The 20005-nt window shown below is 54.0% G+C and carries 19 protein-coding genes, 1 tRNA gene and 3 pseudogenes; 14 read left to right on the plus strand and 9 right to left on the minus strand.

Annotated features, from left to right (window positions below):
• Nucleotides 1-139 precede the first annotated feature (139 nt).
• Nucleotides 140-391: pseudogene (locus tag BFP70_RS02645) on the minus strand (transposase); the annotation flags it as partial.
• 137 nt (nt 392-528) lie between these two features.
• Between BFP70_RS02645 and BFP70_RS02650 the strand changes: the two are divergent.
• Nucleotides 529-801 (plus strand): annotated as a pseudogene (locus BFP70_RS02650) (integrase core domain-containing protein); the annotation flags it as partial.
• A 200-nt stretch (nt 802-1001) separates the two neighbouring features.
• Here the strand turns inward: BFP70_RS02650 and BFP70_RS02655 are convergent.
• Both BFP70_RS02655 and BFP70_RS20220 read right to left on the minus strand, forming a co-directional pair.
• A complete protein-coding gene (locus BFP70_RS02655; protein WP_066009834.1) occupies nt 1002-1250 on the minus strand; it encodes a hypothetical protein in 249 nt (82 codons plus the stop codon).
• Nucleotides 1243-2136 (minus strand): annotated as a pseudogene (locus tag BFP70_RS20220) (transposase); the annotation flags it as partial. The gene BFP70_RS02655 and the pseudogene BFP70_RS20220, both read right to left, overlap by 8 nt.
• A gap of 239 nt (nt 2137-2375) precedes the next feature.
• On the opposite strand from BFP70_RS20220, the gene BFP70_RS02670 reads away from it, so the two are divergent.
• From BFP70_RS02670 to BFP70_RS02720, 9 genes are all read left to right on the plus strand, one after another.
• Nucleotides 2376-2465: transfer RNA gene (locus BFP70_RS02670), tRNA-Ser, on the plus strand.
• 148 nt (nt 2466-2613) lie between these two features.
• The gene (locus BFP70_RS02675; RefSeq protein WP_066009837.1) at nt 2614-3792 is read left to right on the plus strand and encodes a site-specific integrase; all 1179 of its coding nucleotides are present in this window, start codon (nt 2614-2616) and stop codon (nt 3790-3792) included.
• Entirely contained in the window at nt 3764-4555 is a 792-nt protein-coding gene (locus BFP70_RS02680) for a hypothetical protein (RefSeq protein WP_066009838.1), read from the plus strand. Before BFP70_RS02675 ends, BFP70_RS02680 begins: the two co-directional genes overlap by 29 nt.
• 107 nt (nt 4556-4662) lie before the next feature.
• Nucleotides 4663-4866, plus strand: coding sequence for a hypothetical protein (locus BFP70_RS02685; RefSeq protein ID WP_066009839.1), 204 nt, complete (start codon nt 4663-4665; stop codon nt 4864-4866).
• A 242-nt stretch (nt 4867-5108) separates the two neighbouring features.
• Complete coding sequence (locus BFP70_RS02690; protein ID WP_066009840.1) at nt 5109-5978, plus strand: hypothetical protein; 870 nt, start codon at nt 5109-5111, stop codon at nt 5976-5978.
• 152 nt (nt 5979-6130) lie between these two features.
• Nucleotides 6131-6460, plus strand: coding sequence for a plasmid mobilization relaxosome protein MobC (gene mobC, locus BFP70_RS02695; RefSeq protein WP_066009869.1), 330 nt, complete (start codon nt 6131-6133; stop codon nt 6458-6460).
• Complete coding sequence (locus tag BFP70_RS20225; RefSeq protein WP_083217323.1) at nt 6454-7998, plus strand: relaxase/mobilization nuclease domain-containing protein; 1545 nt, start codon at nt 6454-6456, stop codon at nt 7996-7998. The genes mobC and BFP70_RS20225 overlap by 7 nt, the downstream gene beginning before the upstream one ends.
• A gap of 206 nt (nt 7999-8204) precedes the next feature.
• Nucleotides 8205-8615 (plus strand): hypothetical protein, encoded by a 411-nt coding sequence (locus BFP70_RS02715; protein ID WP_066009844.1) that lies wholly within the window; start codon nt 8205-8207, stop codon nt 8613-8615.
• Nucleotides 8615-9673 carry a type IV secretion system protein gene (locus tag BFP70_RS02720; protein ID WP_066009845.1) on the plus strand — a complete coding sequence of 353 codons (1059 nt, stop codon included), beginning with the start codon at nt 8615-8617 and terminating at the stop codon, nt 9671-9673. The genes BFP70_RS02715 and BFP70_RS02720 overlap by 1 nt, the downstream gene beginning before the upstream one ends.
• Nucleotides 9674-9690: 17 nt before the next feature.
• On the opposite strand, the gene BFP70_RS02725 is transcribed toward BFP70_RS02720, so the two are convergent.
• Entirely contained in the window at nt 9691-10287 is a 597-nt protein-coding gene (locus BFP70_RS02725) for a hypothetical protein (RefSeq protein ID WP_218059645.1), read from the minus strand.
• Between the two features lie 465 nt (nt 10288-10752).
• Here BFP70_RS02725 and BFP70_RS02730 point away from each other — a divergent pair, with 465 nt between their 5' ends.
• Nucleotides 10753-11040, plus strand: a complete 288-nt coding sequence (locus tag BFP70_RS02730) for a hypothetical protein (RefSeq protein ID WP_083217324.1) — start codon at nt 10753-10755, stop codon at nt 11038-11040.
• Nucleotides 11041-11059: 19 nt separating this feature from the next.
• Here BFP70_RS02730 and BFP70_RS02735 read toward each other — a convergent pair whose 3' ends face one another.
• Genes BFP70_RS02735 through BFP70_RS02750 form a run of 4 tightly spaced genes read right to left on the minus strand, consistent with a single transcriptional unit; the run spans nt 11060 to nt 14672 of the window.
• Nucleotides 11060-11995: a hypothetical protein gene (locus tag BFP70_RS02735; protein ID WP_066009847.1), complete on the minus strand. Its 936-nt coding sequence runs from the start codon at nt 11993-11995 to the stop codon at nt 11060-11062.
• A gap of 2 nt (nt 11996-11997) precedes the next feature.
• Nucleotides 11998-13077 carry a hypothetical protein gene (locus BFP70_RS02740; RefSeq protein ID WP_066009848.1) on the minus strand — a complete coding sequence of 360 codons (1080 nt, stop codon included), beginning with the start codon at nt 13075-13077 and terminating at the stop codon, nt 11998-12000.
• Nucleotides 13078-13087: 10 nt separating this feature from the next.
• Nucleotides 13088-14425, minus strand: a complete 1338-nt coding sequence (gene dcm, locus BFP70_RS02745; RefSeq protein ID WP_066009872.1) for a DNA (cytosine-5-)-methyltransferase — start codon at nt 14423-14425, stop codon at nt 13088-13090.
• Nucleotides 14415-14672 carry a helix-turn-helix transcriptional regulator gene (locus BFP70_RS02750; protein WP_176715476.1) on the minus strand — a complete coding sequence of 86 codons (258 nt, stop codon included), beginning with the start codon at nt 14670-14672 and terminating at the stop codon, nt 14415-14417. The genes dcm and BFP70_RS02750 overlap by 11 nt, the downstream gene beginning before the upstream one ends.
• Nucleotides 14673-15085: 413 nt before the next feature.
• Between BFP70_RS02750 and BFP70_RS02755 the strand changes: the two genes are divergently transcribed.
• From BFP70_RS02755 to BFP70_RS02765, 3 genes are all read left to right on the plus strand, one after another.
• Nucleotides 15086-16669, plus strand: coding sequence for a site-specific integrase (locus BFP70_RS02755; protein ID WP_066009849.1), 1584 nt, complete (start codon nt 15086-15088; stop codon nt 16667-16669).
• 96 nt (nt 16670-16765) lie between these two features.
• Nucleotides 16766-17623 (plus strand): DUF1837 domain-containing protein, encoded by an 858-nt coding sequence (locus BFP70_RS02760; RefSeq protein WP_066009850.1) that lies wholly within the window; start codon nt 16766-16768, stop codon nt 17621-17623.
• A 10-nt stretch (nt 17624-17633) separates the two neighbouring features.
• Nucleotides 17634-19715, plus strand: coding sequence for a DEAD/DEAH box helicase (locus BFP70_RS02765; protein ID WP_066009851.1), 2082 nt, complete (start codon nt 17634-17636; stop codon nt 19713-19715).
• Here the strand turns inward: BFP70_RS02765 and BFP70_RS20230 are convergent, their stop codons facing one another.
• Nucleotides 19716-19991, minus strand: a complete 276-nt coding sequence (locus BFP70_RS20230; protein ID WP_083217325.1) for a helix-turn-helix transcriptional regulator — start codon at nt 19989-19991, stop codon at nt 19716-19718.
• Nucleotides 19992-20005: the final 14 nt, after the last annotated feature.

Raw genomic sequence — 20005 nt, forward strand, 5'->3', positions numbered from 1 at the left:
GCGCCCGCTTGCGTTTCATATGAACCTTGATGTTCAAACACCATCCGGACCGCCCGCGCGCGAACTTCTGGCGAGTAGCGATTTGCCATTTTGCTTTTTGTCATAACCATCATCCTTACTTAAGTTGATGGTCTCCGACAAACTCGGGGCGATTCAGATGATACATCAGCACCCGGTGATAGTTGCCAGTCGCTTCAAAGCCGATCCGGAGGGGCAGGCTGTATTCTAGCAAGATCGCGATGAGCTGCATGAAGTCGTCGGTACTGTTGGTGATTGTCAGGCGCCGTCGCCGCATCTTTCCGGGGACAGCAATCAGCACCTCGTGCCGGTGTTTGGAAATGTCGATGCCTACCAGAACACGGGCATCCGCAGTATGCTCAACCTTGGCCATGGCCGGTCTCCTCTGTGGTGTGGTTCGCAAAACCACCATAGAGATCAGAGACCCGGTTATGGCCGCCTGCTGCGCAATTTTGGAGGCTACGCAGGCGGCCATAACCTATAAACAGCGCGTCATTCCCGACGTGCTATGGTCCCGAATACATCAGCGAGAAGCTCAGAATGTGGGTTGAGAAGCAGGGTATAACGATCCAGCACATCCAACCCGGCCAACCGCAGCAGAACGCTTATGTCGAGCGCTACAACCGGACGGTTCGGCACGAGTGGTTGGATCAATACATCATCAAGAGCATCGAGGAGGCACAGGATCAGGCTACACAATGGCCCTGGACATATAACAACGATCGCCCAAACATGGGCATCGGCGGCACCACACCCGTCATGAAGCTGAAAATGGCCGCATAAGTTCTAAGAATGCACCCTGTAAAAAATGGGGAGATTACCGCTTGATCCAAAGCGACCCCATTCCACGCTCGGTGGCCAGACACCCTTCAAGGCCCATTAAGGCCTCGGTCTCAAGGCGGCAGCATGATCAACAGGCAAGCTTAGTGTTGACAAAAAACCGTTCGCGATATGGGGACCACCTTAGATGTAAATGATATCTGTCACCCAAAACTGATCTGGCGCTCGTCTTCCAACGCACGCTTGCGGGTGTGATCAGCTACCGTGGCTGGGCTGCCACCGTACAATCCTGGCTTCTTCTTGTAACCAAGCTGGGCCTTTACCCCTGCCAGACATGCCAGTCGCCAAACTCGGTTAGGGCTGATGTATTCGCCCATACCGCAAAAGTCATCGTGCAGCTTGGGTCGTGTCACGAATGTGGTGGCAATTTTCGAGCAGCGGGCTCTAGGCATGTAATGTTGGCTCCATCCCCGCTGCAAGGCCAAGGCACATCGGCACGAGAAGCTGAGAAATGGTTCCCAGCCGTCGGGCTTGCGCATTTGGATCTGCCCAGAGACCAGCAACGCCCAGAGCGGCATCAACACGGTGTCGGCGCAGGGCAACACGGTCTGGGTCTTGATGCGACGGCAAATTTCCTCGTTCAGCCGCTAGGTGGTATTGGTAGTCTTTGCCGATTTCCATTGCAAAGGATCGAGGTGGGTGAAGCTGAAGAGCCGATCACCGGCCTCCTAGAGGCGATCGGCCACATCCCGGTACTTGAGCGTCCACTTGCGCAGGAAGATCTTGCAACGCTTATCGATCTTGGCTTCGGTATTGGCGTAGATCATGTCGCGGTCGTCCTTGGTCAGCTTGTGATGCAGGCGCGCGGCCGAGAAGGTTTCGATACCTCTGAACTGTGCAGCGCTGAATGTGCAAATCCCCACCCCAGAGCGCCACGAGCGGGCTTCTGGGCCGCGGTGCCTTCCCACCCATATTCTTGATGGAAAGCAATACCTTCTGTCCATCCCGGCGCAGGCCGATCGCGGTCAGCACAGAGATGTTCGTGGCCTTGTGATCCAGCCGGGTTTTGACGGCGGTGCCATCAAGGTTAAGCCGCACGACCTCTTCATCGGCCAAGTCGCGGGTGCACCATGCATCCCAATCGACCTTTACCTTGCGCCGGGCGCGGCTGACCACATCATTGCTCACTGCGCCGTCGAACAGGTCCGACAACGCCCGTTTGACCCGCCGTGTATTGGTGCCGACCAGATAGACCGCCGCGATTAAGCCCTCGGCCTTCTTTGTCAGCCGCTGGTCGCGGAGCAGCGCCTGCGAACGCCATTCGGTGACTTTCCCCGCATTCTTCCCACAATCGATCCCCCTGGCGGTTGCAGCCGCCGGTTGGGTGGGTTGAAAGTCACCCGGAAATTACGCCCCCATCCAATTTCCACCAATTCCTAGACACGACCTTCCCAAACACAGTGCCATTATGTGCCACTGAGTGCCATTTTGAGGGTATTATTGCCCAAGCCAGAAATTTTAGAAACTGGGGATTTTCGCCTTGTAACCCTTGCGTTTTGTTGGCTATACGGGTCAGCGGAGACGTGGCCGAGTGGTCGAAGGCGCTCCCCTGCTAAGGGAGTAGGCCCGGAAGGGTCTCGAGGGTTCGAATCCCTTCGTCTCCGCCACCTACCATTTTCATTGAATGGCCTTGGGGCGCTTGATAGCGTATAAGTCTATGGACTTATGCGCTTATTCTCGTTCGTTGATTGCGTTCGTTTCACTTCGATTGCGCTCGGTTCTATTCGTTCCGTGGTATGAAAGGTGGTACGTCCAATGGCCTACACCTCCGGCAAACTGACCAAGAATCTCGTCCGCACCCTCGGCGCAGGGCGGCACGGCGACGGCAATGGCCTCTACCTTGTCGTCGACCCATCCGGTGCCCGCCGCTGGATCGTGCGCGTCACCGTGAAGGGGCAGCGCAATCGCCAAGGCAAGCCCAACCGAACGGACTTCGGTCTAGGCGGCGCTGACATCATAACCCTGACAGTCGCCCGCGAGCGAGCGCTTGAATACCGACGCCTCGCCAAGCAAGGGCTGAACCCGAAGTACCACCGCGACAAGGAGGTGCCATGCTTCGAGGAGGTCGCTCGTCAGGTCCACATCGAACGCCTGCCGACCTGGAAAAACCCAAAGCACGGCCAGCAGTGGATTAACACGCTCGCGGATTACGCTTTCCCCAAGATCGGCCGTTTGCCTGTATCGGAGATCGACCAGCCAGAAGTCCTGCAAGTCCTCTCCCCTATCTGGACAGAGAAGCACGAGACCGCCCGCCGAGTCGCGCAACGCATGAAGGCGGTTTTGGACGTGGCCCGCTCACGGGGCTTCCGCGAAGGGGAGAACCCGGTAACGGTCGTAATGGACGCTCGTGTTCTGCCGCGAGTGAGGGCGAAGGTGAAGCACCACAACGCTATGCGGTGGCAGGACGTCCCGGCATTCTACGCCCAGCTTTCTGGGCAAAGTGGCACGGCGGCTAAGGCATTGATGTTCACTTGCCTGACAGGATGCCGAACCAGCGAGGTCCTGCAAGCAGTCTGGGAGGAATTTGATTTCGATGAGCTTATTTGGACGATTCCTGAAGAAAGGACCAAGACCGGAACCGAGCACCGTGTTCCGCTTACCGACCAGATGATGGAAATTGTCGAGCCGTTGAAGGCGCTTCGCTCCGCATGTGTCTTTGAGGGGCAGCGCCGACACAAGCCGCTCTCGAACATGTCGATGTTGATGCTGCTACGACGCATGGAAATCGAGGGGGTGACGGTACACGGGTTCAGATCAGCGTTTCGCGATTGGGCTGCCGAGGAGGGCAACCACCCGCGCGAAGTGGCGGAAATGAGCTTGGGGCACAAGGTCGGCTCGGAGGTGGAGCGGGCCTATGCGCGAAGCGACTTGCTGAGCAAGCGGCGAGAACTGATGGAGAGTTGGAATGCATATGTTCGGTTCGCCGGAGTATGAACGGTTTTATGAGATGATTGACACACTGGATTCTTCGCGAAATCCCACGCTCAGAAGGATGCAGTCGTCAAAACGCAGACTCTCGCCCAAATGGTGGCCGGAAGATGGACTGGAACTGGATCGTTCGAGTCCGTTTTTCCGGAACTATGTGGCAGTGGTGAAAGAGCTAAATCACTTCCTCGAAGATTTATACGAGACGAAATTCTGCAGGTTCGAAAATTACAAGCTTGCGGTGGCAATGCACGGCATCTTGGCTCCGAGATTTGCCTTGGGGCCAAATCAGATCGATCGAGGGCGGCAAACAGAAGTTCTGAAGCAATTGGGAAAAGCTCATCGGGACTTGTCTAAAGCAATCAACGCACTTCGTTCACTGCCTTACCCTGCGAACCTTCAGGTAAAGCCCATCCTTGATGACCTCATTCATCGGCAAAATCTCAATAAGATCGAAAGCTTGCAATCTTTCTACCAGCATCAAAAAGCGCAGGTGCAAACCAAAGCCAACGAAAGGGCTGTTGTCCTTGCTCGTTTCCTACGGGTTGGATTTGAAAGGTACACAAGCAACGTCTGTCGAGTATCCAAAGACCCAGACGGATATCTCTGCTCCGCCTTTGCTCTCGCCGTAGAAAGACTTTTCCACCATATCGGTTTGGAAGTGGATGCATACGAGCCGTCTCGGCTAGCACTCTCTGATGGCGATGATAAGTTCTTCACTTGGGCAGTCTTGATGTTCCTAGAAGACCCATACACGACGATAACTTTGTAGATATTTTTTTTATTAGCGCTCAGTTTGGACAGTTTCAGCGCAATCTAGCACAACCAGACGCAACCGAACCGGAAAGCGAAACGGAAACTGGAGGCGACTGAAATCCGATGGAAGTTTTTGACAATAAACGTGTCTACGACGACAGCGACGAAGAGCTGGACCTGATTGCTCCCAAAGCAAAACGGGCGCAATGGCGACACCGCCGGGTGGGGCCACCCTTCCTGAAGTTCGGTCGTCGCGTCAAATACCTCGGCAGCGATCTGAACGCCTATGTCGAAGATAATCGCGTTCTGCCAAGCGACGTGGCCTGAGTAAGTAAAGCAAAACCCCGCACCGGGCGGAGCCTTGCTTTGATTTCTTGAGCACCTGAAGTCTAAGCCCAAGCCGCCCCAATACTCAACCCTGCACCCGACACCGTTCACGGTATCGCCAGACCGCATAAAGCGGGCTGATGGGAGAGGCTTGCCCAAATGAGAAACAGAGACGAGCATGACAGTCCCAATCAAGAGCTTAACAGCGCCCAAAGCGTGATGCCGCGTCCCGGTGGAACTTCATGAGCTGGAAGGTCGCAAACCTGTGCGCCGAGAAGCGGTTCGGTAGTCCCGTGCGCAAGCAGATCATCATGTTCCTGGCCGACAAGGCTAGCGACGATGGGTCTGGTATCTGGTGTTCGAAAGGGACCGTCCAGCGCCATACCGAGCTAGGCGAGTCGACCGTCAAGCGGACGATCACCGAATTCTTGCGCGAGGGTATTCTGGTCGAGACCGGACGGCGCCCCTGCAAGAACGGTTATACGGTGATCTACAGGATCGTTCTGGGCGTGGTGAACGGCCTGGAGGCGATCTCTGAACCGGACGACGAACCCGAATTTTCGACGGGGTCCACAGCGGACGAGGTTCCGGATGACCCCGGAACGGGGTCCGCTGCGGACGGGGTACCGGGTCCAGAGCGGACCCCAAACCATCCTAAAACCATCCAGAAACCACCTACGCGCGCGGACACGCGCGAGGCGGAGGATCAGGATTTCGAGAAAGCATGGGCCGCCTATCCGCCGGATCGGCGTCGAAACAAGACCACCTGCCGACAGCAATTCGAGCGGGCCATCAAGGACGGCACCACCGCCAAGGAATTTATCTGCGCAGTCAATGCCTATGCGACCGCGACCGAAGGCTACACTCGCTCGAAGGTTTGCTTCTCCGACAACTGGTTCCGGGAAAGCCGTTGGCAACGATTTGTCGAGGAGGCCCGTGCAGCGCAGATCGACGCCGCTGAACTTGAGGCAAAGCACTTTCGCCAGCTCGCCGGGTGGGTCCGCGAGCGCAGTTGGATGTGCCAGCACATCTCGCGCAATCAGGCCGGTGAGCTGCTGTTGCGTGGTCTGGTTTCTGAACCGGAGCTTCGCCGTGCGGAGGTGGCATGGTGACTTCGAACATCAAGCAGTCTGAGCAAAGAGCAAGGCGACCCGGTTCTAGGTCTTCGACCGTTGAACCGGGGCCTTGCGAGGGGCGGCAAGCCTCCCCTTCGAACCCCAACCGGACCGCGCGGAGCGCGGTCTCCTCGGAAAAGCAGGAAGCCGTGTTCTTCTACTGCTCCTCCGAGGAAAAAGCGCTGATCCGGCAGGCGGCTGCGGATCGCGGGCTGTCCATGTCCGCCATGCTTCGGCAACTCGCCACCGGCGCTGCTCCGAAACGGCGCAAGCCCGCGCCCCGTGTCGATCCCGCGCTCGTGCTGGCTGTGTCCCGCTATGGCGGAAACCTCAACCAGATTGCGCGGTGGCTCAACACGGCGACCCGCGCGGGTCGGGCCAGCGAGGTCGAGGCGCTGCGCGTGGCGGCGGCGCTGGTCGGCATCGAGCGGCGGTTGGCGGAGATCATCGCCCAGCACCGGAGGCCCCCCGGATGCTGATCAAATTCTTCCCCAACGGCAAGGGCGGCGGCGCGGGGCCGGTCGACTACCTGACCACGCGCACGGTGCTAGCCTATGACGACAATCGCGATCTGATCCGCGACGCGTCCGGCCAGCCGATGACCGTGACGCGCGAACCGCTGCCGGAGGTCGTCCGCGGCGATCCTCAGGGCATGACCGCCCTGATCGACGCCTGCCCGCACAAATGGACCTATCGCGCCGGTGTCATCAGCTTCGCTCGCGAGGACGCCCCAACCGAGGACCAGCAGCAGGAGGTGATCGACCGCTTCGAGGAGATCGCCTTCGCCGGGCTCGATGCCGACCGCTACGCCTGCCTTTGGGTGCGCCACACCCATGAGGATCGCGTCGAGCTGCATTTCTGCACGCCACGCATGGAGCTGCACAGCGGGCGTAGCCTCAACATCGCCCCGCCTGGTTATGAACGTGCCTTCGACAGCCTGCGCGACCTGATGAACAAGACCCACGGCTGGGCCGACCCCATGGACGTGGAGCGTGTGGCCGAGGTCAAGCCGGTCACGGAAGCCCCGGACCGCGCCGCCGGGCGCGACGGGCTCCATGCCTGGATCGCCGACCAGATTTCCATGGGGCTGATCGAGGATCGCACCGGCATGGTCGCCGCCCTGACCGATGCAGGCTTCGAGGTGCCCCGCGCAGGCAAGAATTACCTCACCGTCAAAGATCCGGAGACCGAAGAACGGTTTCGCCTGAAAGGAGAAATTTTCCATGACGACTGGAGAGCCGAAGCAACGGCTGAGCGAGAAGTTGAACGCGGACATGGAGCGGATCAGGGCAGAGAACGCCGCCTTGATCGACACACAGTTGCAGAACTTCAGGACCGATTTGACGGTCATCGCCGAAAACGCGCTGGCTACAATCAAGACCGATACGGAAGGCTTCCTGCTGCGCGTGAGGAAGCACCTCATGCGGCAGAGCGCGAACGCAGCTCGACCGGAATGGAAGGCTCTGATGTGGCCGATGCTGGTGGCCTGCTGCCTGATGATCTGCACCGGGATTTCGACCTGGTCAGTCATGACATGGCTGACGCCGAACTTGAACACGATGGGGCTCAGGGTGATCGAGCGGCCGGACGCGGTCTATCTGATCCCGCGCAGCGGCCGCGCGGCGCTGACACGCTGTTCGCTGGCAGGGGAACCCGTGGACTGTCTGACGATCCCGAAGGAGTGAGTGATGGATGGTCTGACGCCACTCGAACGCGAATTGTTGGGTTACGTCGAGCAGTTGACGGAAGCCTCGAAGGCATCCGCGCAGGAATTGACCGCCTCTGGGCAGGACGGGCGGACGGAGCTGGATGGGTTACGCGGCTCCATGATCGCTTTGCTCAGGTCGCAGCTCTCATTGGTCGAAGCCTTGAACGGCTGGATGCAGGATGGCCCCGACACCGCGCAGGCACCGTCGAAGCTGAAGGACAGCCTGTCGCTCGCCCTGGAGGCGCAGAAGCGCCTTCAGACGCGGTGACAGACGAGATCGAGGAGGACGTGCATGGCCTACGCCATTGAGGAGCAAATCCAGCTCTCCCCCGGACACGCAACACTGAACAAGCAACACGCAACACGCAACACTGAACAGGGGACAGGGGACAGGCAGCACCGGACACGCGACACGCGACCGTGGTCACTCAACACCGGACAGTCAACACGCAACAGACGACACCGGACAAGCGACAGGCGACACGCAACACCGAACAAACGACGGGAGTAACCGCATGATTTATCGAGCTATCCTATTTCTGGCTTTGACTACCGCTCCGGTGATGGCGGACCAGATCAAGTTGAGCAATTCCATCCAACCCGCAGAGACCGACCGCTACGGTTGCGCGATCCGCCCGCGACCGGAACATCTGACCTTCCGGTCGTTTCGAGACGCATGGCGCTCGGTGGCGGCGGACGACCTCTATAGCTTGAAGCGGCATCAGATGGCGCTGAAGGCCGGTTCTTGCGATTGCGAGACACTATGGCCCGACTGGGCGATCATCGAGGATGAGTACGCGGAACTGGGTTTTGCCGCCCCGACCGGCACCGACAGCCTGCACATCACATGGTCGGCGGAAGAGTATTTCCCTGTCATTTCCGACCTTCGGGATCGGTTGCGCACCCAGTGCCAGGAGGCTGAGTGATGGGTATCGTTAACTTTATCGTATCAGCCGCAGACGAGGGTCTCGAGAAAGTGGCTACCTCGCAGTTCGCGGCGGTCGCGGAGGTCTCCGGCACGATAGTTGTCGGGGCTGCGACTCTCGCGATGATCGTTTTGTTTATCAATATGGCATGGCAAATCCGCCCCATGGACGGGAAAGAGCTGCTGGTCTTGTCATTCAAGATCGCTTTGATCAACACATTCGCGTTCAATTGGGCAAATTTTAACTTCGTCAGCGGTCATATCATCGACGGCCTCGACGAACTGGCTGGGCGCTTGGTCGGCTCGGCAATCGGGGTAGACCTCGCGGGACCCAGATATTTCGCCCTTCGTTTTGACCTTCAGCTCGACAGACTGGCCGAATACGGCAACTCGGCCACATCGCATATGGGGGCGGTCAGTAAGGCTGTGATGGGAGTCTTCTTCATGGCTCTTCTGGCTGTCATCGGCGGGGCGGCCGGCGCTGTTCTCGTCCTGGCAAAGATGATGATGACATTCCTGATAGGTATCGCGCCCATCATGATCCTCTGCTCGATGTTCCCGGTGACGAAGGACTATTTCCACCGATGGGTGTCTTCACTGGCGAGTTTTGCACTTTACCCTGTCGTGATGGCTGGCGTTTTCTCGATGGTTTTCGGCCTGGTGAGCCAGCTGGTCGGCCAGATCGGATCGCCGGATTCTGTCAAGCAGGTTGGAGCGACGCTTCCCTTTTTGGCTGTAGTCATACTTTCCCTTGTGATGGTCGTGGCGATCCCGTTCATCGTGCCGATGATATCGGGCAACTTGCAGGCAGGCTGGGCAGCCGCAACCGTTGGAGGCAGTGTCCGGCGAATGATGCCGCAATCCCGCCCGATGCAACCGAACCGAATGTCCTCGAACGCAAAGAGCGATGCAAGCCGGAGGTTGAATCCAGGAGCGGACGCGACCCGCTCCTCAGCCGCCGCAACAGATCACCGCCCTTCGACAGGCACAGGGGCCAAGATGCAACGCATGATGGACCGCGCGGAACGCCTGAGTGAAGACGCGAAGAAGAAGCGATGATGACCCAATCACTTTGCCTACCTTTCCCAGCGCGTCTCTGTCGCGAGGTACTCCCATATCACTGTCTTAACCGTTATAGCGCCCGTCCAGTCCATGGAATAACGGTAACGGTCGGCTTCAACTGTGATCCATCCGCCGACAATTGTTTTGTCATCGAGTAAATGGACCATCATTCGGCTTCCAACCTCCGGCCAAACAGAAAGCTCGGGGTTAAAGCCGACAGCTTCAAAACCACTACGCTGCTCGGGGTTCAGTCGGTCCAGAGGCGTGAATGCAACATGGTCCGGCTCTTCCAGCAGCGGTTCGCCCGTCTCGTGATAGGCGTGGCCGCGAGCATTCTTGATGATGACGTTCCGCACTTTGTCAAAGTCTGGATAAAGCGTGAACGGCTGAAGGTTGTCGAACAAAAGAAACTGCCCATCCGGCCCATTTTTCAGAGAGCGAACTACCTGTCGGTTGCTCCGAAGAATTGACGCGGCTTCGGGATGCGTAGCTGGATCGGGATAAAGGCTGCCTGCCATGATCGCGTGGAGTACGCACAGGAGATAGTTCTCGTCGGGCGAGAAGCCGGAATTGCAGGGCTTACAGATGGTGACCTGCGGAAGATAGTCCAACTCATCCCCAGAGCCCCGGTCATATGCGGCGCCGCGTTTGCGAAGGGCCTTCGATAGAAGTGCTTTAGTTGGGACGTGATCGCGGTTGCTTTCAACGTTGGCAATTGGGGCACCACAATGAATACACCAAGCCTTTAGCCTGGTATCTGTGAGATCCTCTATCTCGCGCATACTATCAATCTCAGCTGGCGGGTCGGCAGGCTAAGTCCTTGCTGCTTGCGGATCGCGGCCGCGTCAACGGTATCGGGCGCGTAGACTGCGACAGGTTCCGCTTTGCCCTGTGCGATCTCCAGCGCCTCATTGGCGCTCCGGATCAGTTCTTTACCGAAACACAAACTGGGGTTCCTTTCTGCTTCAATGGGCATCTGCCAGTACGAGCAAGTTGCAGGTCTGTTCGTCGCGCTCGCCTTGGGCTAGGTTCACCTTGTCGTTCTAGAATAGGAACGTCGCCAAGAGGCTACAAGCATGACACATGGACCCAAGCGGAGCTCTCCTATTGGCGATCACGCCGAGAAGCGGGCGATCCCCAATCATCCCGACCAGCACGCTTTAATCGACTGGGGGACCTTCGGACCGAAAGACCGTCGGATCGAGCAGTTGGTATGGGAATTGGCGCAGGATTACGGGCTCCGCCTTGTCGAAATTGAAGCGAAAATTCTCAAATCCCTCTATGATTATAAAGAGGAGTTGGCAGAAGCAAGGCAAGGCCAATCAAGTTCCGGCGCTTCCTCCGATCCCCACTTGGAAAGATAGTGAGATTTAGCGCAGAAAATTAATCTACAGTAGGTATGTCGGCTACCCTAGCCTCAATCCAAGCTACAACTTCATCGCGTACGGGAGCGGATAGATTAATCTCATGCTGATAGTACGCGTGCAGTAGGCGTATTCTGTCAAACACCGTAATTTGGCCACTTAGTCCTGCACGTCGAATTTCCTCGGTGCTGATGACGAAAGGAGCAAGTATCCCCGTGCTCGGCTGAACCGCTGAGTCCAGATACTTCATCCAAGATACGGCGCTCGGCGTGTGTATCTTGCTCCTCCAATTGGTGCCACTTGCACATTGCAAAAAATACGTGGGAGTAGCCTCTCGGGAATCTGAGAACTCTCGGTAGCAAACGATATCAAGGCCTCCATCGTTGGCTGAATCTGAGGTCCAAGCATCCAAACGTAGGCTGCCAAGTGTGTTTAACCGCCCGCAAAGATTCTCAACAATCATGTCAATGTTGACCGCATTGTCCGGAGACCAACCAGCTCTTACCGTACTCCACCCAGGAAGCAACCCAGGGCAAATTTCTTCCGAAACTTTCTCAAAGAGCTCACCTTGCACCGAAAAGTTTTTGTGCCTTTCGGCCCAGTCCGGGTAAAGTTGAAGAATGGAAAGCATCACAAAAAACGCATGAATTGGCTCTGCGCGCCAATCATCTTCCAGCTTCAGTCGGGTTGGTCCAATGACTAAACTCGGGGGGGTGCCCCCCCAAGACTGCCTCAGTCTTATTTCAGCCCACCCTTGATCCGCAATCTCGTTGGCTAAATCTTGACCCCCATCGTTACATATCTGCTCTTCGATAAGCAGATCAACAACGTCACTCTTTGACACCTCGGCTTCATCAAAAAGTACCGTAGCCTCCAGCCAATCCGCCAAAGTACATGTCGTGACATTAATTTTATTTACGGATCTTGCAAAATTTTTACCGGGAATTTTGAGCATGATTAGATTTCAAAAATCTTATTGATTTGGGCTACGTTCGAAGAAAGTCGCTGCACAATTCTGATAAGCTTTTCATCGTCAGCATAGTGGTGAATCGAAGAAAGAGCCTCCTCGACGTTGTACGCCGCAGTTGTCATCAACTCATAGAGTTCTTCTTGATCGCCTCCGGCAATCACGAATGCCTTCTCCAAGCTCGGTCGCCTAACCGTTCGGAGGTAATCAAGCCCCTCATCGCTAGCCAACACTTTAGAGAACTTATCTACCTGTCGAGAATCAGTGACGACAGGTGCATTCTCCTCATCTCCGAACAGCCATCTAGAGTACTCTTTGAGCCTCGGAACAAATTCCTCAGAAATAGGTGGCCGAACTTGCTCAGGTGGGACCTCAAACTTCTCCCTTAGTCCAAGGAAATTTCGTACATCTGTTCGTGCAAGAGATAGGAAAAGGACACTAAACTTGTCCTCAACCTTTCCGACGTCTAGACCTTCCGTTTCCTCCATTTGCATAAGGATCGAGTAGGCAATGTAATTTCTCTGAACAGTAGGGGTTTTACTCCCAATCTGCCTCATTACATCCCGATAGCTAAGGCCATTTTGATCGATCAGCTTTGCAATGAATTGAGCTTTCTCTGGGGGTGCCCATTCCTTGATTCCGGTAACGTGGCGGAACCCCAGGAATGCATCTACCTCGCCCCTCTCCTCCAGGCGAATGAAAGGCACTTCGGAGAAGAGCTTCTCAGGTTCTTGGATGCCTTCGATGATTTCGAGCCATTTGCGAGAAGTTTCATCCCCGTCATATGCTTTTTTTAGCCTTTTCAAGGCTGCTATCCGACGGTTACCCTCGATCACAACCAAACGGTCGTCACCATGAATCTCTTCTTCAACGCAAAGAACCGCTTCGTGCGCCCAGAAGCCGCTCTCCAAGAACGAGGTTGCAAGTTCTTCAAGAGACCAATCTCGCATCAAGTCGAAGATCTCGTCCTGCGCCAAGTTTTTCTGATGGGCTGATCGACCTAAGCGCGGATTCTTGGGGTCCAGTGCGATATGTGACAGATCAGCGTATTCAATTTTTCTCTGTTTCATAGCGTTCCTCTCAGCCCAACCCAGCTATCGGCGCTGTATTTGTAGGATTTTGGCTGCATTTTAGCTCCTCATTTGGAGAGGTTGCTGAAATCAAGTTTGCCGCCACCGCAGATATAACATCAACGTTAACTGCATTTCCCAAAGCTTTGTATGCCCTCGTTTTACTCGAAGGCAACTGCTTTAAGCCCTCCATGCTTTGCAAGCGCGCACACTCTCTCATAGTCATATATCGTTTTTCCCATGGAATGACTGGAACCTGACTCGTGGTTAGTGCCACCAAGGACGGTGCGGTTGCCGGGTTTTTAACACGGATGCCGGAAGCTCTGAATTGAATGACCTTGTCCCATAGGGTTCTACTACCTTCCCTCCAATTCCATTCGAACTTTTGGAAGCTAGGCGCAAACTGTCGAACCTTTGGCAGCCAAAGGTCCAATTGATGTTTGTTCTGGTCGTAAAATTCCCGATTCTGAAGAATGAATCTTATCTTCCACCTGGGGAACTTGGCTTCACTTCCTCTCGCATACGAAGGGATGCTCGCAAGCTGCTGTCCTTTTGTTTTTCCTTGAAGGCTTGCACCGAAGCTTCCGGTAAATCGGGATAGGCTGTCTTTCGAGGAGGACTTAGGCGTTGTGTCCTCAACAGGATAGTTCGCTCCGAATTCCATGGCCCAAATCGGAAACGACGGCAGTTTCTTGTCTTCAGGGATAATCTGAAGAAACTCTTCCCAGACCTCTAGGTATTTCAAATAATCATCTGGAAGTTTATCTGAACCTACTGGGTTGACATCCAGGATGGAAGACAAGTGTAGTTCTGATGAGGTAACCTCAGGCCAATCGAAAGCGCTGAGGTCTCGCGCGGCAACGATCAAGGCGCGAGGCCTAACTTGAGGAACGCCGAATTGATGCGGCGAAAGTTCGCTAGCTTTCACATCATAACCACGCAATGACAGGCTATCTTGGATTTTCCTCCAAGTCCTACCTTCGTCATGTCGAATTATATTTGGTACATTTTCAAAGATCAACATCTTGGGCTGATGACGATCCACTACCTTAAGGATGTATTCGAATAAATCTCCAGAGGTTTCACACTCAAAACCTCTTTGCGACCCCGCTTTTGAAAAAGGTTGACAGGGAAAACCAGCGCACAAAATATCGTGCTCAGGGACATCCTTCCACGCGAAGCGAATATCTGATGCGGGTCGAATACCATGATTTATTACATAGAGGTCTTGTAGTCCCTTATCCACTTCGCAAGCAAATACGCATTCGCATCCAACTCGGCTCAATGCGAGATGAAATCCGCCGAGACCGCTGAACAGGTCCACAAACCGAAGTTTCTTATTTTCCATCATTTATACGGACCCCCGGGCCATCGTCATTTGGGGCCAGGAACGTTGCACCCATGTTTTCAAGTGCGGCGCGAATGTCTCGTACGGTTCGATCATACGGCTCACGCTTGCCTGCCTCGAAGTCGGCGAGCGTAGCTACTGAAACTCCGGAAAGCTCGGCCAGCTTCGCGCGGGACAGACTCGCACCAACTCTAGCCATCTTGCACTGGATCGGTGTGAGTGCCACGAGATCGATCACCCTGAACATTTTGCCCTTATGTTAGTTCTTTTAACTCATGTTGTATGATCTGCAAGTGGACAATTCGGCGTCGGGTCCCACTGTCACCGATTTGTCTCGGCGCGGTGCTTCCAATCTGCTTGCGAAAAGCCGACACTGTGACGCTTCCGCGCCGGACGTGTCGCGTCAGTCTCGCGGGAGCTCAGGAGCCTCTTGCAGTTACTGTTGCAGTCGTTTGCTGCCAGCACTCCTAGCCCAATGCTTGTCGGCTTGTTGCACGCATGTGGTTCAAAAGGTGGTATGACACCATCAGGTTATATTTTTATCTTTATAAAACAACATTTTAGCCTAAAAGTTCGCCACCCTTCGTCTCCGCCATCGCCTTCTAAATCAATGGCTTAGGGTTTGGGCTTGCAAGTGCGACACAGAGTGGAGCACAAGCCATGAAGCTGCCTGCCTATGTCTCACCGTCTAGACACGGTATCATGTATTTCCGTTGGCCGTTGCCAAAATCCTCAGATCGCAAGCGCCGATCAGTTCGGATTTCCTTACGCACCAAATGTCCAGATAGGGCTGGCGATCTTGCCAGACATCTTGCATCCTGTGGTCGTATTATCAGGGATAACAAGGCATTGGCACGGCTCAGACAAGACGAAATGCGGGATATGGTGCGCAGCTATTTCATGGCTTCGCTAGATCGCTATGTCGAAAAGCTGAATGATACCGGGTTGCCAGATCAGACGTTGGACCTCATGCGTCAAGAGCTTGATGTTCATGAAGGCGCTGGTGACGGCTATGATGACCTTTCGGAGCTTTTCCTTGACGCGGGTACTATGGACAGCTTTCGAGCGTCTGCGGGCCTCTCGGACGCTCAATGGACCGAAAATGAACCTGCCCTGCGTCACGAACTGCGCAAAGCCCGCCGGGATCAAATCAAAGCCATTTTAAGCGCCGCTGAGCACCTTGATAGATATTCCTACACAAAGACGCCAGAAGTTGCGCCAAGCCCCGCAGAAGCGGCCTCCGAGGCTCTCAGCAAGGCTGTGGCGGATTTTATGTCGGAACATACTCCGCAATGGTCAAATCAGATGGCAAACAGAGCGCAGGCATTCTTGGCCGTCATGCTGGAACACCTTGGCTCAGATCGCCCAATGGCAGACATATCCCGCCAAGACGCCAGTGCCTTGAAGAAGATCGTTCAAGCCTTGCCCGTCAACCGAAACACCAGACCAGAGACACGAAACTTGCCTTTGTCAGAGGCAATCAAAGTGGAAGGTGTTCAAAAGGTATCAGTTGAGACTATCAACAATCACATGGCGATGTTTCAACGCTTTGGTGATTGGGCTGAGCGGCATGGTTATGCACCGAGTAATGTGTTCGACCGTATGAAGGTCGCCAAACCGAAGAAACCTGCACCGGGCCGCAAAGATTACACTTATGAGCAAACAGCTAAGCTGTATGCAGAATTAACGCAAAATCATGCAGGACTGGTCAAGAAAGATGATCATAAGTGGGGTGCATTATTGGGGCTGTTCACAGGTGCACGGCTAAACGAAATCGCCCAACTTGAAGTTGCCGATGTGTGCTGTGAAGATGAAATATGGTTTCTTAACATCACAGATGATGGCGACGACAAAAAGCGCCTCAAGGCAAACGCCAGCAGACGCAAAGTCCCGCTACACTCTGAACTGATCAAGCTGGGCTTTGTCGATTGGGTGAAGTCACAAGAATGCAAGCCGCGCCTGTTCATGTCTTTCAGCTACAATGCCAAGGATGGGTATGGCCGCAACCTTGGGCGCTGGTTCAATGGACCGTTCCTCAAGGGATTGGGAATGAAAGAAAGCGGTCTGGTTTTTCACAGCTTGCGCCATACGATGGTTGAGCGGCTGGCCAAGGCCGATGTACCCGAACCGCTATATCAGGACATTGTGGGTCATGAGCGCCACGGCGTGACCCAGAAGTATTACAACAAGGGCGGGCATACGCTGGCGCAGATGCGAGAAGCCATAGAGCGGTTTAAGGTCTAGTTTCACAATATTGCAACTCTACGGCTGCACAACCACAAATTGTTGTGCTCATTGGCATATATTGCCATATTGGCGAAAAGTAATTCTTAGAGCGCAATGAGCATGACGCACCCCTACCAAATCAAGCCCCCTTGTATTCTATCCCAACTAGTGAGCGATGATAGCGCTTCGGAAAGCTATTGCGCCGGATTTGAACTCAGTGAGTGGCGATGTGACGGATTTGCCGACAATCTCATGGAATGGATTACAGATTATGCTCTTAAGTCAGACGAACTGAGAAATAGTAATCACACAAATAATTATGTCCGACTTAAGCAAGCCGCCTCAAGGGTATACATCAGTGAGAACTACAAGAGGCGTGGGGAAGTGGGAGAGATTGCCGCACATGCGATCTGTAGGACTTACTTTGACACCATACCAGTTGCAGCACGTGTCAACTACCTAAGCGCGTCAAACGACCCAGTTAAAGCGTTCGACTTGGTTCATGTACGGTATGTTGACGATGATCAGATCGAACTTTGGCTGGGAGAAGCCAAGTTCTTCAAATCCCGTGATGGCGCAATTAAGGATGCTATTGCGTCTATCGAGAGCCATATCAATGCGGGCTTTCTACGGAACGAGAAATTGCTACTTGGACCGCAAATTTCCGATGACATACCTTACAGTGACAAGATCAAAGCGCTTCTGGCTTCGGAGACTTCACTGGACGACTTAATCGGAAATGCTGTTTTCCCTGTACTCATTGCAGCAAATAGTGATGCTACAGCGGGCAATACAGCACCATGCGACGACTACACGGATGGCGTAGAACGTGAGATGAGCGCACTTTGGGAGCGTTTGGCATCCTCGGGACTAACAAAGAAGATTAAGCTTAGGCTGATCTACGTCCCGCTTGCTGACAAAGATAAACTCAATACTGCATTTGATACCCGACTGAAAGGGCTTCAGAATTAAGGCGAACGACATGCCTAAACTTGACATTGATTGGAATGCGCTGAGCGACCTGAAGGGGGCTGAACTCAAGAGGTCCACTTTTAAGGCCATTCAACAGGCGGCTTTTTGCATTCAAAGCACGGATCATGACGATCCATCGCTACTTGAAGCGGTGCCTAGATTATCAGAGTTGGTCAGCCGAAATGAACATGAACTGGGCACATATCACCAGTTGGTTAGCTCGCTCGCGAGATCAACTGGCTTATGGAATTACATTGACGTCCAAAAAGCTGATGCAAGTGACGCTTTCGTAGCTGAGGCCGCGACGGCCTATGAACTTGGTGGCGTTACGTTTCATCGTGAACAAATAAATGCTCTAGACGCACTGCTTGCTGGTCGCAATCTGGTCCTAAGTGCGCCTACTAGCTTTGGCAAAAGTCTTCTGGTTGATGCCTTACTTGCCACAAACAAGTATCAGCGCATTGCTGTGGTGTTACCGACCATCGCACTTCTTGATGAGTTTAGGCGTCGTTTTCGCGACCGTTTTGCAGATAAATTCAACATCGTGATGCATCAAAGCGAAACATCGACAGACGGACCAACTATTTTTCTTGGGACGCAAGAGCGTCTAATTCTTCGCGAGGATTTGGGGCAACTGGACCTTACGGTTGTCGATGAGTTCTATAAACTTGATCCAGCCAGACGTGATGACCGCAGCGTGACGCTTAATGCAGCCGTGTACCGCTTGTTGAAGCGCTCAAAACAATTCTTTTTCCTAGGCCCCAACATCGACAAAGTATCTGTCGCGCCTGATGCAAGATGGAACTTCGAGTTCCTTAAAACTCGATTTTCCACAGTTGCGGTGGATACTCTTGACCTCAAGGCTGTAGAAAACAAGCGTGACAGATTGATTGACGAGATAGGAGAAGACCGAAACTGGCCTGCACTTGTTTTTGTTTCGTCACCGGGTAAGGCAAACAAGCTCGCAATTGAATTGTCGGAAAAAATGGCTGTGTCTGAACTAAGCGGAGATTTCGCGGCTTGGCTGAAAGGCAATATTGGCCCAAAGAACTTCCTCTCCGAGGCCGTAGAATATGGGTTTGGTGTTCATCATGGACGTATTCCCCGTGCCATTGCAGCTCACATGGTGCGGTTGTTCAATCAACAAAAGCTACCTGTATTGCTATGCACATCGACCCTTATCGAAGGCGTGAACACCGCTGCTAAAACGGTTATGATTTATGACAAGACAATCAACCGCGATAACTATGACTTCTTTACCTTTTCCAACATACGTGGACGTGCAGGCAGATTGGGGCAACACCATGTCGGGCAAGTCATGGTTTTTAACGATGTACCAGAGAAGACCGAACTCGAAGTAAGCCCAACCATGTTCGCGGACGACGACGACTTGCCGGACGAATACATCATCCACATTGACAAACCTGATCGCTCAGAAAGGTCAGACGACCGCTTTCGCTATTTTAGAGATCGCCTTGGACTTGAAAGTGATGACTTGAAACTTGCGTCTTCCATAGGCTTAGAGACGTCAATTTTGATCAAAGAGGCAGTGCGAAGGTCGCTACACCAAAGCAATCTCTTGATTTGGAACAGTTGGCCACGTTGGCTTGAAATTCAGGAGGTATGCGAAGTCTTTTGCGGGCCACAAAAAGTAGGTGCATTCGGCGCATTCAATACCAGACAGCTTGCCACGCTAATCAACAAACTCAGACAAGCCAATTCTCTCAAAAACTTCTTACTCACCCAAGATGCAAGCTACCCCGGTAGACCTGAAGAACAAGACAATATCTTCAAGTTTCTCAGAGCATGCGAGTATGGCCTACCGCAAAACTTCGCACTTGTTGAACTCTTCGTACGCCAAGTTGCCCCGGAAGCCGACTACAGCCTGTTCCTAGGTGGAGTTGCTAGTTGGTTCCGGCCCGAAGTACTAAAAGAACTTGATGAGGAAGGTGTACCCATTCAAATTTCTGAACGGTACTACGTTGATGGCGATGATAAGCGACGTCTTCGGGCGCGGCTATGGGAGGAATGCAAATCTCCGGCATCAAGACTAACGGGCTTTGAGAAGGAATGGCTTGAGCAAGCGCTGTAATCAGAGCGGTTCAGCGCGATCTTGCGAATTAAAAGTTGCGCCTGCAATGGATGCAACAACTTCAGTAACTACGCCCAAGCTTTCACATGCTGCAAGCCATCTAACAAACTCAATCACGTCTAGCCTGCGTTCCTGTGTCTCGACTTTCGCCACAAAGGACTGAGGCTTGTCCAGTCGCTGAGCCAAATCAGCTTGGGTCAACCCAGCATCAAGGCGCACCTGCCTGAGCCGTTGGCACAGGTAGACGTGTTCAGGTGTGCGAAGGGTTTTGGTCAAATGACTGCCTGTTG

The sequence above is a fragment of the Thioclava sp. SK-1 genome (assembly GCF_001705665.1).
Taxonomy (GTDB): Bacteria; Pseudomonadota; Alphaproteobacteria; order Rhodobacterales; family Rhodobacteraceae; genus Thioclava.